The 12,428-nt window shown below is 39.0% G+C and carries 11 protein-coding genes; 4 read left to right on the top strand and 7 right to left on the bottom strand.

What is annotated here, in order from left to right:
• Window positions 1-62 precede the first annotated feature (62 nt).
• Complete coding sequence (locus G6N06_RS06335) at window positions 63-929, top strand: TraB/GumN family protein (RefSeq protein ID WP_163515221.1); 867 nt, start codon at window positions 63-65, stop codon at window positions 927-929.
• 31 nt (window positions 930-960) lie between these two features.
• Here G6N06_RS06335 and G6N06_RS06340 read toward each other — a convergent pair whose 3' ends face one another.
• The 5 genes from G6N06_RS06340 to G6N06_RS06360 all read right to left on the bottom strand — a co-directional run bounded on the left by G6N06_RS06340 (window position 961) and on the right by G6N06_RS06360 (window position 4,394).
• Window positions 961-1,614, bottom strand: a complete 654-nt coding sequence (locus G6N06_RS06340) for an HD domain-containing protein (RefSeq protein WP_163515222.1) — start codon at window positions 1,612-1,614, stop codon at window positions 961-963.
• A gap of 60 nt (window positions 1,615-1,674) precedes the next feature.
• Window positions 1,675-2,664: an acyl-ACP desaturase gene (locus G6N06_RS06345; protein ID WP_163515223.1), complete on the bottom strand. Its 990-nt coding sequence runs from the start codon at window positions 2,662-2,664 to the stop codon at window positions 1,675-1,677.
• A gap of 11 nt (window positions 2,665-2,675) precedes the next feature.
• A complete protein-coding gene (locus G6N06_RS06350; protein ID WP_163515224.1) occupies window positions 2,676-3,413 on the bottom strand; it encodes a lysophospholipid acyltransferase family protein in 738 nt (245 codons plus the stop codon).
• A gap of 36 nt (window positions 3,414-3,449) precedes the next feature.
• Entirely contained in the window at window positions 3,450-3,845 is a 396-nt protein-coding gene (locus G6N06_RS06355) for a hypothetical protein (protein WP_163515225.1), read from the bottom strand.
• Window positions 3,846-3,983: 138 nt separating this feature from the next.
• Window positions 3,984-4,394 carry a BrxA/BrxB family bacilliredoxin gene (locus G6N06_RS06360; RefSeq protein WP_163515226.1) on the bottom strand — a complete coding sequence of 137 codons (411 nt, stop codon included), beginning with the start codon at window positions 4,392-4,394 and terminating at the stop codon, window positions 3,984-3,986.
• 200 nt (window positions 4,395-4,594) lie between these two features.
• Between G6N06_RS06360 and G6N06_RS06365 the strand changes: the two genes are divergently transcribed.
• The 3 genes from G6N06_RS06365 (at window position 4,595) to G6N06_RS06375 (ending at window position 7,630) form a co-directional block, all read left to right on the top strand.
• Window positions 4,595-5,362, top strand: coding sequence for a TerB family tellurite resistance protein (locus G6N06_RS06365; RefSeq protein WP_163515227.1), 768 nt, complete (start codon window positions 4,595-4,597; stop codon window positions 5,360-5,362).
• Between the two features lie 207 nt (window positions 5,363-5,569).
• Entirely contained in the window at window positions 5,570-6,580 is a 1,011-nt protein-coding gene (locus G6N06_RS06370; protein ID WP_163515228.1) for a dipeptide epimerase, read from the top strand.
• A 6-nt stretch (window positions 6,581-6,586) separates the two neighbouring features.
• A complete protein-coding gene (locus tag G6N06_RS06375; RefSeq protein ID WP_163515229.1) occupies window positions 6,587-7,630 on the top strand; it encodes an aminotransferase class I/II-fold pyridoxal phosphate-dependent enzyme in 1,044 nt (347 codons plus the stop codon).
• 38 nt (window positions 7,631-7,668) lie between these two features.
• On the opposite strand, the gene G6N06_RS06380 is transcribed toward G6N06_RS06375, so the two are convergent.
• Both G6N06_RS06380 and G6N06_RS06385 read right to left on the bottom strand, forming a co-directional pair.
• Window positions 7,669-9,153 (bottom strand): SusD/RagB family nutrient-binding outer membrane lipoprotein, encoded by a 1,485-nt coding sequence (locus G6N06_RS06380; RefSeq protein ID WP_163515230.1) that lies wholly within the window; start codon window positions 9,151-9,153, stop codon window positions 7,669-7,671.
• Window positions 9,154-9,164: 11 nt separating this feature from the next.
• Complete coding sequence (locus G6N06_RS06385) at window positions 9,165-12,299, bottom strand: SusC/RagA family TonB-linked outer membrane protein (RefSeq protein WP_240337988.1); 3,135 nt, start codon at window positions 12,297-12,299, stop codon at window positions 9,165-9,167.
• Window positions 12,300-12,428: the final 129 nt, after the last annotated feature.

Consider the following 12,428-nt stretch of genomic DNA (forward strand, 5'->3'; position numbering starts at 1 on the left):
TTCTGAGGATTATCATTATCCGTTTACTTAGTTTTTGAATTTTAAACACTTCCATACCAACTATGAACAGCTTTGTAAAAATTATCATAACCGCCGTTTTGAGCTTCTTTCCCTTGACAATAATTGCTCAAGACAACGATAAAACAAACCTTTGGAAAATTGAAGGAGATGAGATCAAAACCTCCTACCTATTCGGGACCATGCATCTTATTCCTGAAAAGGATTTTAATTTGAAAGACAAGGTTAAAACAGCTTTTGATTCTTCTGAGCTGGTGGTACTGGAGTTAGATATGTCGCATCCTGAATTTATGAAAGATATGATGGCCCAAGCCTATTTGGAGCAAGGAACGGAATTGAAATCCTTTATGGATGATAGCGAATATGAGTTACTGGACAATTTTTTGAAGGAAAAAATGGGAATTGGTATGCAAATGTATAACACCATGAAACCTTTTATGCTCATGTCTGTTGTTTTAATGGCATCGGTGGATGGTCCATTGGCGAGTTTTGAAATGACTTTGATGCAAATGGCAAAAGAATCGGGTAAACAAATTAAGGGTTTAGAAACAATAGCAACTCAAGTTGGTGTTTTTGATGCGACCCCTTATGACAGGCAATTGGACGATCTGCTTGACATGATTAAAAATTTGGATGATAGTACAGAACTTTTTAACACCATGGCCCAACTCTACATTTCCGAGGATATAGATTCTTTATACGATTATATGGATGACTATATGAATGGCGATTTGGAAATGATGGCGCGCTTTTTAGATGAAAGAAATAATAATTGGATTCCGGAAATTTCTAAATTTTCAAAAGAGTTTTCCACATTTTATGGGGTGGGAGCCGCACATTTGGCAGGTGGTCAAGGCGTCATTAATTTATTGAGAAAGGCTGGTTATACGGTGACGCCAGTGATGGATTAAGGCACAATAATTACCTTAAAATATTTAATTTTTATTTTTTACCATCCCACTCCGCATAAAATTGCTCAAGAAACAGCTCCATAAATTGGTGCCGCTCTAAAGCAATTTTACGTCCTGTATCGGTGTTCATCATGTCTTTTAGCAACAATAATTTTTCATAAAAATGGTTGATGGTTGGCGCATTTGAAGCTTTATATTCTTCTTTGGACATGTCTAAATTTGGCGGAATTGAAGGATCATAAAGTAGTCTGTTCTTAAAGCCCCCATAATTGAATGTTCGTGCAATCCCGATGGCGCCTAAGGCATCCAATCGGTCGGCATCTTGTACGACATCAAGTTCTGGGGAATGGAACTTTTGGAGTTCATTTCCACCACCAAAGGAGATGTTTTTAATGATGTTGATGACGTGGTCAATCACTGAAGTATCCACATGGATTTCTGATAAAAACTCATGAGCAACTTTTGGGCCTACGGTTTCATCGCCATCATGAAATTTACTGTCAGCAATATCATGAAGCAGGGCGCCGAGCTGAACGACGAAAAGATCAACGTCTTCATTTTTCGCAATCAATAAGGCATTTTTATAAACACGCTCAATGTGGAACCAATCGTGGCCGCCTTCGGCATTTTTTAATTGTTTTTTTACGAAATTGATGGTTTTATCAATTTTTAGATCTTCGGTCATATCTATTAATAAAAAATTCCTTTTAAATATTAAAAGGAATTAGTGTGTCTTTGAAATAGCTTACTTCAACCTCGCCGGCTCCACCCATTTAAATTGATAGGAGTTTTCAGGAATCCGCATTCGATCTGCCAAGCGTTTCATTCGGTCCGGAAGTTTCATGAGATAATCTCTTGCTTTTTCAGCTTCGTCAGAAAGATTTTTGATGTTGCCAATATCCCAACGCTTGATTAATTTCTCCAAAATATCCACATAATCGGCAGAGGTATAAACACCTATTCGTTGTGCTGTATTTGAGAATTCTTCAAAAGCGGTTCCTATCTGATTACCGGATTCTCTTAAGAAATGAGCAGGCATGGTGATTTTTTGTTTCATCATGGTCTGAAAGGCAATCATCATTTGGTTTGGATCTACGGTGAATATACGTTCTACAAATTCAGAATAGGCATGATGATGACGCATCTCATCGCCAGCAATAATATTACACATTTTAAAGAGTGACCTATTGCCTTTTTCTTTGGCAATTTTTGCCACGCGATTGTGGGAAACGTAGGTGGCAAGCTCTTGAAAACTGGTATAAATAAAGTTTTTATAAGGATCTCTATCGGTGCCAATGTCAAATCCGTCGGCTATTAAATGCTGTGTTGTCTTTTCAATTTCTTTCATGTTGACGCGGCCTGACAAGTATAGGTATTTGTTGAGCACGTCGCCGTGTCGGTTCTCTTCAGCAGTCCAATGGCGTACCCATTTTCCCCAAGAGTTTCGTCCAACTTGATCCACGCCCTCTACATCCATCAACCACGATTCGTAGGTTGGCAAGGCTTCTTCCGTGATCATATCACCCACTAAAACTACCCAAAAATCGTAAGGCAATTCTTTTGATAATTCACGTATTTCTCTGACTTCATCGTAAAACTTATCGCTTTCTGAATCTGGTAGAAAATCAGTGGGCTGCCAAATTTTATCAATGGGTATTAAGTATTTTTCTATAAGTGATTCGACGTCTTTTTCCAGGTGTTGCATCACTTCCAATCTCACATTTTTTAAAGACATAATCTTGTAATTTAGGGATGAATATTTGAAGTAATCGTCTGTTCAACAGATTTGATTAATTCTTGCTTATCTACAAAGGTAGCGATTTTGATAGGTTGATGTACCGTGAATTTCAAATGATTTCCAATCCCCATGGGAAATTTTCCGTAACGCAGCATTTTCCAAGAATTGTTGATGCTAATAGGGACAATGGTAGCTGATGGCACTTTTTTCATCATCATTTCGAGCCCTTTGGTCTGAAAAGGTTTTGGAACCCCTGTTTTGCTTCTCGTTCCTTCCGGAAAAATGACGGCTGCCCGTTTGTTCTTTTCAATATATTCTCCAAATTTCATAATGGCAGGAAGGGACTGTCTCGGGTTTTTCCGATCGATCAATACCGAGCCGCCATGACGCAAATTGTAGGAGACACTCGGAATGCCTCTTCCCAATTCCATTTTTGAAATGAACTTTGGATGGTGCTTGCGCATGTACCACATAATAGGAGAAATATCGTACATGCTTTGATGGTTGGCGACAATGATCAAGGGTTGATCTGTGTCAATATCATAAGGATTGGTAAAGGTGAATCGGGTACCCAGAACATTCAGGGAACGCATCAAAAAAAACTGAAGCCAATCGACGCTGATTTTATGGGCTTGATAACCAAAGAGATTAAAGCATATCCATTGAATGGGATGGAATACCACAAGCGTGATTCCAAAACAAATAAAATATAAAACGGTTAAAGGGTAGGCCAATATTTTTCTCATGCTACAAAATTAAGAAAAACTCAACCTAAAAACCTATTAATAAATGGCAATGCATTTATTGTCCTCACATTCCAAACGAAGTGGCGGATCGACCATCATGCAATCTGAATATTGTTGGCATTCCACATTAAAAACTCGTTCTAGTTTGTTATGCGCCTCCACGAGGTCAAGCAACGCTAAAGTGTCTATGGAGGTAGAATAAACTAAGTAGCTCCAAGGTCCGCCACAGGGTTTACTGCCAAGGGCAATTGACCGGCATTCAAAATTTTCATTGCAAATGGAAGCGTCAGCAAGATTTTTAATCTCGGCTTTCATTAGAGCTAATTTTGAAACGTAGTCTTCACAGGACATGGTATCCCGGTCATCACATTTAAAAGCCGTCAATAAAAGGAATGGTACGGCAAATTTTAAAACAAATATCAACGTTTTCATAATAATACCTTTTAAGGTAGATGCATTCTATTCTAAAAGGTTGCGCACCAACTAAAAGAACCACAGTAAGTTTACCATGGTTCTTTTAAAAATTTCGATACTTTGACATCAACCTGGGCGCTCCAAGCCTCAAACTTTTTAGCAATATTGATTATAAGCATCCACAAGGTTTTCCGCAATTATTTCTGCAGGTCTTCCTTCAATATGATGACGCTCTAACATGTGTACCAATTCGCCGTCTTTAAACAAAGCGATAGATGGTGAACTTGGAGGAAATGGAACCATATGCTGTCTTGCCTTATCTACAGCTTCTTTATCTACACCGGCAAATACAGTTACGGTATGGTCAGGATGCTTTTCATTTTGCAAACTCATTCGCGCACCTGGGCGCGCATTAGCTGCCGCACAGCCACAAACCGAATTTACCACTAACAGGGTTGTGCCCTCTTTCGCTAAAGCGGCATCAACATCTTGAGCGGTATGTAATTCTTCAAAACCAACCTTGGTCAGGTCTTCTCGCATTGGTTTTACTAATTCTGCTGGATACATATATTTTAAAATTTTAAAAATTAATAATTCGTCCCGAACTTCGGGACTGCAAAGATATGAAAAATTCGCCTTATTAAATTAGTCCCGAGTTGGTAGTTTGAATGCGGGTATTTTAATCGTCAATGGAAATTTAAATTTTAATTTAGAGCATAAAAAGACTAACTATAGTATATTTGAACTACTAAAAATAAAATAGATAAATGAGTTTTTCGAAATGGATAGGCGCAGGATTGGGATGGTCTTTTGGCGGGCCAATTGGAGCCATTATTGGATTGGTCTTGGGAAGTATAATAGATTCGGTGTCGGATAGCGGAACACCACTTTTGGGCGATTGGCAGACCAAACAAAAAAATCAACCCACTTACAGACGGCAAGCGCAACCTCAAACGCAACCGGGCGATTTTGAAGTGAGCCTTTTAATCTTGGCTTCTGTGGTAATCAAAGCCGATGGACATCAAGACCAACGGGAACTTGATTATGTACGCCAGCAATTTGTGAACATGTACGGGCAGGAGCGTGCCAATAAAGCATTTCGATTGTTCAAGGGCATCAATCAGCAGCAAATTCCAGTGCGTCAAGTGTGCATGCAAATCCAACAGATGATGGATCATGCCTCACGATTGCAATTATTGCATTTTCTCTTCGGAATTGCCAAAGCCGATGGAATGGTGACGGATCCAGAAGTGAACCAAATTCATACCATTTCAGGGTATTTGGGCATCAGTTCTCGAGATTTTGAAAGCATTAAGGCCATGTTTTATGACAGTAGTGACAATGCCTATAAGATTCTTGAAATCACAAAAGAAGCCACAGTGGACGAGATTAAGGCGGCTTATAGAAAAATGGCAAAGAAATACCATCCTGATCGTGTGGTACATTTAGGAGAAGCTCATCAGAAAGGTGCTGTTGAAAAGTTCCGACAGGTTCAGGAAGCCTACGAAAAACTACAAAAGGAGCGTAGATTTTAAATGGTCTTACTTTGGATGATATTTAATGCCTATTGAATAAATTTAACCATTCAAATTGTTTTTGATTAAAACTCTTGAAATGGAGGCATAAAGGATATTTATTTTTTCATACTTAAATGACCATTATAAATTCATTAATTTAGTTGTTTATTTATACACATCTTATTGATTTTTCAATTACTCACAAAACCGATTTAATTTTATATTATGCAATTGATATTAAGACCTTATATTTTAAAACTGAAGCATACATTTACCATTTCAAGAGAGTCTCGAGATGAGCAACCTTCCTTGATTGTTGAATTAAAGGATGATGGTGAATCTGGATTTGGTGAAGCCACCTCAAATCCCTATTACAATGTAAGCATCAAAGGGATGATGAATGATTTGCAGCAATTGGAGCCGCTCATCGCAGATTCATCTGGCATTCCTCCTGAAGAATTTTGGGAGAAAATGAAATCGCAATTGTCTCATAATATGTTTGCCCTATGCGCTTTGGATTTGGCCTATAATGACCTTTACGCCAGGATAAAAGGCAAGAAATTGTATGAACTGTGGAATTATGATATCAGTCATAACCCGTTAACTAATTACACGATAGGTATAGATACCATTGAAAAAATGGTCTCTAAGATGAAAGAAATGCCTTGGCCAATTTATAAGATCAAATTAGGATCGGATCGTGATATCGACATAGTCACTGAATTGCGTAAACATACCGACGCGATTTTCAGGGTAGATGCCAATTGTGGTTGGACGGCAGATGAAACCATCGCCAATGCAAAGGTGTTAAAAGAATTGGGAGTTGAGTTTATAGAACAACCTTTGCCTGCCGACGATTGGGAAGGTCATAAAAAAGTCTTTGAACAGTCGGTATTGCCAATTATTGCTGACGAAAGCTGTCAAGTTGAATCGGATGTCGATAAATGTTACCAAAATTTTCACGGGATCAACGTCAAATTGACCAAATGTGGAGGACTCACACCAGCACGGCGTATGTTGGTTAAAGCGCGCAAATTAGGAATGAAAACCATGGTAGGTTGTATGACCGAGTCCACCGTGGGCATTTCTGCCATTGCCCATTTATTGCCACTTTTGGATTATGTGGATATGGATGGCGCTTTATTGCTGGCAGAGGATATTGCCAGTGGAGTGCGTATAGAAAATGGCGAAATTTTTTATAGTGATTTGAACGGGACTGGCGTGACCTTAACCTAATAATCAATGACTGTTGATCAATTTCCGGATAGAACCATTTTAGTTGATGGAGAGACCTATCTTTATTTTGGCGGAACTTCTTATTTAGGGATGGCTACCAACCCTGATTTTCAAAACCTGCTTTTTGAAAGTATCAAAACCTGGGGCACATCTTATGGGAGTTCGCGGAATTCCAATATTCAATTAAGAATTTACCAAGAAGCGGAGGATTTATTTTCAAATAACAGTGGGGCTGAGGCCGCCCTTACCGTTTCCTCAGGTACTTTGGCCGGAAGACTCGTAATTGATTATTTGGCAACAACACACCGACATTTTTATCATTATCCAAAAACACATCCCGCGATTCTTGAACACTCAAGTCAACCCGTGTTTATAAATGGAGCCTTGCATCCGGGATTGACTGATGAGGTAAATGAAGCCGTTGTGATCACGGCAGATGCGTTATTGTCCTTAGCGGTCCAACCCACGAATTTCGATTTCTTGGACGGTATTTCTTCAAGTAAAACCATCACTCTATTAATTGATGAATCCCATAGCCTGGGCATTGTCGGCAAAGACGGTTCAGGTGTTTTCAAAATGATTGCCCATCCAAGAATTTCTCAAAAAATAATGATCAGCTCTTTGACCAAAGCTTATGGCTGTTCTGGAGGCGTTATTGTTGGAAATAAAAAACTTGTTGACAGCATAAGGAGTGCTGTAGTGTTTATCTCGGCTGCAGGAATGAATCCTATCTTTTTGCAAACTTTTGTCAAAGGGCAGGGGATTATACAGAATCAACTCAAAAAATTGCGTGAGAATTTGCAGTTTGTATATGGTAACGACGATTTGCCACAACAATTTTATTATGATCATGATTACCCTGTGATCTATTCCCATAGCAATGTCATTTTTGACTATTTGAAATCTAAGGGTATCATCATTACTAATTTTAAATATCCGAATTATGAGGCTTTGATGAATCGTATTGTCATTACTGCCAACCATACCAAGCAGGATTTAGAGCAACTCAAATCTGCCTTGATGCAATTCCAAAAAGAAACCCTTCACTAAAGTTAATGAAGGGTTTTTTGATAAAAAATAGTTGGAATTTAATTTTGTGCATCCCACCAAACAGGTGTTACAGGTGTTTGCCTATTGGCTTCAACTGCGACTCTATTTCTCGTGACTTCCGTAGAAGGGTAGCTTGCACGTCTAAACCATTCGCCGGCATATTCACCGCTGGAATCTGCTTCTTCACGTATTGTGAGACCGACAAATACATCATCAGAAAAATCATAACGTCTGTAATCTACAAAGGTTTCAGGATTGAGGAAGTTATGAATGTATTTTTCTTTCATGATATGGTGCAGCATCAACCCAGATTCTCCCACGGCAATTGCGGGGTCAGCTAAGTATGCACTTCCATTGGCTTCAAATTTATTCATACTTGCCATAATGCCATCAAGATAGGCGTTGTAGGCAATTGCAGTAGAGCCAGTACTTGTTGTTGTACCACCATTAGCCAAAAATGCAGCTTCCGCTTTGATAAAAAGAGCCTCGCCATACGTGATAATGGTAATTGGAGAATCAATGGAGGTATAATAGCCGTCTGTTAAGAATCTGGCATTGGCAGGAGTCCCGTCTGGGCTTGCGCCTGCACCACCACTTACATAACCTTTCCATTCCGTGCTGCCTGCTGGGAGTTCACCAAAAAGTGGCAATCTTGGATCAACAGTCAGGGCTGTCGTCTGGAAAGGATAATAATCTCCATTCATGGAACTTACCAATTGACTTGCCAAATCGTTATGAAAGTTTCCTTGTCCTCTTGCGACAACCTCTTGTGCATAACGCGGATTGATATTTCTATCTGTATAATTCATTTGAAAATCGTCATCATTGGATGTAAAGCCCTTTTCAATGGTAATTAACACATCGTTGGGAGAAACCGTACCAGCGCTGACCAAATGTAATTGATAACGTGCTTTAATCGTATATGCAGCTCTTAGCCACTTATCCATATTACCTTGGTAAATAAGATCATCATTTGATAATTCATAAATGGAAGTATTTGGCGTTTCCAATATAGCTATCGCATTATCCAGAAGTCCGAAAATACTGCTGTAAATTTCTTGTTGCGAATCAAAAGAAGGTGATGGATTGTCGACACCTAATGCCGCTTGAGAATATGGGACATTGTCCCAAGTGTCCGTAACGATGCCCAAGTTGATGGCTGTTAAAATATCGGCTACGGCAGTATATCGCGTTGCGTTTAGAGCTGCCGCTTTTTCTTTGATGGTTAAGATGTTTGGTAACCCATAGAGGTAAAAATTAGTCCATAATCCTGATGCCGTAGTTTCTCCTGAAGCTAAACCACCCCATCCCGTAAAGTATTGGGTGTAATTTCCGAAAGTTTCTGCGGCAGAATATTGGCCTTGAACAGTTCTGTATATAACTGGTGCCAATAAATCCTTCATTCTAAGTGCATCTTCCTGGACTGTTCCAGAAGGTGTGTTCACGTCAAAATATTCATCGCTGCACGAGCTTGCGCCCAAAATTAGCAATGTTATAAATGTTGTTTTTATTATGTTTTTCATTTTCAATTTTTTTAAAATCCTAATTTAATTCCGAAAGAATAACTTTCACTCAAAGGGGTTCCAAGGCCTGTAAATCCGTAAACGTTACTACCGGCACTGTATTGGTTTCCTTCAGGATCATAACCGTCATAAGGTGTCCATATTAAAATATTATGGGCGCTAATTGACACGCTTAAATTATCAATGTTTAAAGTGCTGAGAATGTTTTTTCCAAAATTATAAGATAAACCTATATTACGAAGTTTAACCCATGAAGCATCTTGTATAAGGATCTCTGCAGCTGAATTGTATCTATTAGTATCTCTGTAATAGTTCTGATCAATAACCCCTGGAATGGTGTTTGTAACAAAACCACCACTGCCATCGTCCATTACCCCCGATAAGACCACGGTCTCATCTCTAAATTCAGTAACCTTTGGATTCCCATTTCTGATGGAATTTCTTCGTCCAGCATCATAAAGATCACCTCCTTCTTTCCATTCCAATAGAAAGTTAAAGCTGAAGTTCTTATAGCGCAATACGTTATTGAACGACGCCACAAAATCAGGAAAAGCATTTCCTACCTTAACACGTTCAGATCTATCAACCCTTGGTAAGCCATCAGGTCCAATGTATCTTTGACCATTTTCATAACGCCATTTATATCCATATAACTCTCCCATCTTATCACCATTTCTGATTTCAGATGTGATACCCGCCGCAGCCCCTGCATCGGCAAAAATGAGTGCGTCAATATCTTCTGGTAAGGACAATACCTTACCTTCGTTAGTGGACCAGTTGATCATTGTTTCCCAGTGGAAATCTTCTGTTTTGAAGACATCATAGGAAATTAACAATTCATGTCCGAAGGTTTCAAAATCCCCGGCATTTCTAACAATTCCTGAAATACCTGATGAGTAGGCGGTGCCCACTGTGAAAATTTGATTTTTAACACGGGTTTTGTAGTAAGCATAATCCACGCGGACTCGGTTTTTGAAAAATCGGAGATCAGTACCAATTTCAAAAGATCTGTTTTTTTCAGGTACAATAAACTCCTCGCCAACTATAGCGCTTGCTCTGTAGCCTCCTGAACCACTAAATGGAAAATTGCCATCAGATACAAAGTAACTTCCCGTTTCTCCGAAACCTGGTCCTTTACCTACTTCGGCCCATGACGCTCTTAACTTTCCAAAGTTGAAAAATTCGTTGTCTTTATCAATAAGTTCATGAAAATCGTAGGCTAAACTCACAGACGGATAGAAAAACGAGCGGTTATTTTTTTCTAAGGTAGAAGTCCAGTCATTTCTACCGGTAACGGTCAAAAATAATTGGTTTTTATAATCGGCTTTAAGTTCTCCAAATACACCCACATTCCTAATTTGAGTGACGCTTTTATCAGCAAAAATATTAATGGTGTTGGCTATATCATTAATGCCAGGGACATTTAATGTTTCTCCCCTAATCATAGAATAATCTCTTTTAGAATCTGATATTTGATTTCCTAAGGTGAGAGTCGTACCAAAGTCGTCTGACCATTTCTTATTCAAGGTGACCAATAGATTGGATTCCAAGCCTAAAAAATTTATATTTTGGTTGACAATAAATCCTCCCACCGCTGCTCCAGCGTCGAGGTCTGGTGCAACAAATCGATTTCTTTGATCTGAATAATTATCAACTTGTGCCGCATAGGTTACGTTGATCCAGTCTTTAGGTGCCCAATTAAAGGTAGCGTTACCTACCCATCTGTTTACATCGTCTGTGAGCGGGCTTGTTTCCAATAGATAACGTGGGTTATCAATAACCCCAAAGGAGTAGTTGCGTTGCGTGCCATCTTCATTGATATAATCATTGATCGGGAATGTTGCAGAATAATAGGCCAAGGAACTAAACACTGATTTATCACCACCATTTCCTCGTTTACCACCAGCATTAGTATAATTTATGGAAGTGTTGATATTAAATTTTTCAGTGACCTTATAACCTGCTTTAAATCTTAAGGTTGTTTTGTCATAATCAGTATTTGGTAAAACGCCCTTTTCACTATCGTTACCAACAGAGAAATAATAATCAAGCTTATCATCAGCCCCACTGATATTGAAATCCACTTGGGTATTGACACCTGTTTGAAAGAGATCATAAGGATTATAAAAACGATCGCCTGTAAGATCAATCGTTTCCCCATTTACCACGGCACTGTCTGCGCTATATTCCGGTCCCCATGAATAAAAGGAAGTTCCGCCTAATCTTGTAAATCCTGTGTCGGTTTCGGGAGTGTATAGGGTTCTTGGAAGGCCACTAAAGCCCTCGCGGTATATTTTTTGTAATTCTGGGGTAGTATTGATATTACGCATTGTTGTAGAAGCTGTTATTCCTACTTTAGCCTTTCCTAACTTTCCTTTTTTGGTGGTAATAATGATAGCCCCATTTGCTGCTCTTACACCATAAAGCGCTGTGGCGGCCGCTCCTTTTAGTACGTTGTAACTTTCAATATCTTCTGGGTTGATGTCAGAGCCCCTGTTGGTAAATGAAAATTGTTCTGAACTACTTGGAGAATTTGAGCCCGCACTTGGTAAGACACTTCCAGAAAAAGTATCATTATCCAGGGCTAAACCATCGATAATTATCAAAGGCTGGTTGCTTCTATTTGGATTGACAGAAGTAATTCCTCTAATTAAAATATCAATACCACCACCCGATGACCCAGAGGTTTGGCTGATCTGAACACCAGCAACTCGACCCTGCAATCCGGAAAGGGCATCAGTTTGACCGGTGAGATCTAAATCTTCAGTTTTTACTTGGGTTACAGAATAACCCAATTCTCGTGTTTCTCTTTTAATCCCAAAAGCCGTCACCACGACTTCATCCAGAGAACTCGCATCTTCTTGAAGTGTCACATTGATTACGGCTTCAGAAACGGTTCTTTCCACTTTTTTGAAACCTACATAGGAGAAAATCAGAACATCTCCAGAAGAAGCAATGATGGTATAGTCACCATCAAAATTTGTTGTTGCACCCTTAGTGGTGCCTTTTACAAGGATATTGACTCCTGGCATAGGAACATTATTCGCATCAGTAACCACACCGGTCACGGTGATTGTTTGAGCGAATAACATTAAAAGAGCAGAAGTAAAAAAACCAAGTAAGGTGAGGGTAGTTTTTTTTTGCATAATTTGAGTTGTTTTCGTTAGACTAGTAGAGTAAATGTAAGAAAATTAATTTAAACAGTGTGTTCTTCAATGTTTTATAGTAATAGTAGATAATCCCTAGTTTTTTAACAATGGCATTTTTTTCTCTTT

This window comes from Gelidibacter japonicus, from assembly GCF_010725055.1.
Lineage (GTDB): Bacteria > Bacteroidota > Bacteroidia > Flavobacteriales > Flavobacteriaceae > Gelidibacter > Gelidibacter japonicus.

What these genes read in the sequence shown, in the direction of transcription:
- G6N06_RS06335 (WP_163515221.1), top strand. Translation starts at nt 63, where the DNA reads ATGAACAGCTTTGTAAAAATTATCATAACCGCCGTTTTGAGCTTCTTT.
- G6N06_RS06340 (WP_163515222.1), bottom strand. Translation starts at nt 1,614, where the DNA reads ATGACCGAAGATCTAAAAATTGATAAAACCATCAATTTCGTAAAAAAA.
- G6N06_RS06345 (WP_163515223.1), bottom strand. Translation starts at nt 2,664, where the DNA reads ATGTCTTTAAAAAATGTGAGATTGGAAGTGATGCAACACCTGGAAAAA.
- G6N06_RS06350 (WP_163515224.1), bottom strand. Translation starts at nt 3,413, where the DNA reads ATGAGAAAAATATTGGCCTACCCTTTAACCGTTTTATATTTTATTTGT.
- G6N06_RS06355 (WP_163515225.1), bottom strand. Translation starts at nt 3,845, where the DNA reads ATGAAAACGTTGATATTTGTTTTAAAATTTGCCGTACCATTCCTTTTA.
- G6N06_RS06360 (WP_163515226.1), bottom strand. Translation starts at nt 4,394, where the DNA reads ATGTATCCAGCAGAATTAGTAAAACCAATGCGAGAAGACCTGACCAAG.
- G6N06_RS06365 (WP_163515227.1), top strand. Translation starts at nt 4,595, where the DNA reads ATGAGTTTTTCGAAATGGATAGGCGCAGGATTGGGATGGTCTTTTGGC.
- G6N06_RS06370 (WP_163515228.1), top strand. Translation starts at nt 5,570, where the DNA reads ATGCAATTGATATTAAGACCTTATATTTTAAAACTGAAGCATACATTT.
- G6N06_RS06375 (WP_163515229.1), top strand. Translation starts at nt 6,587, where the DNA reads ATGACTGTTGATCAATTTCCGGATAGAACCATTTTAGTTGATGGAGAG.
- G6N06_RS06380 (WP_163515230.1), bottom strand. Translation starts at nt 9,153, where the DNA reads ATGAAAAACATAATAAAAACAACATTTATAACATTGCTAATTTTGGGC.
- G6N06_RS06385 (WP_240337988.1), bottom strand. Translation starts at nt 12,299, where the DNA reads ATGCAAAAAAAAACTACCCTCACCTTACTTGGTTTTTTTACTTCTGCT.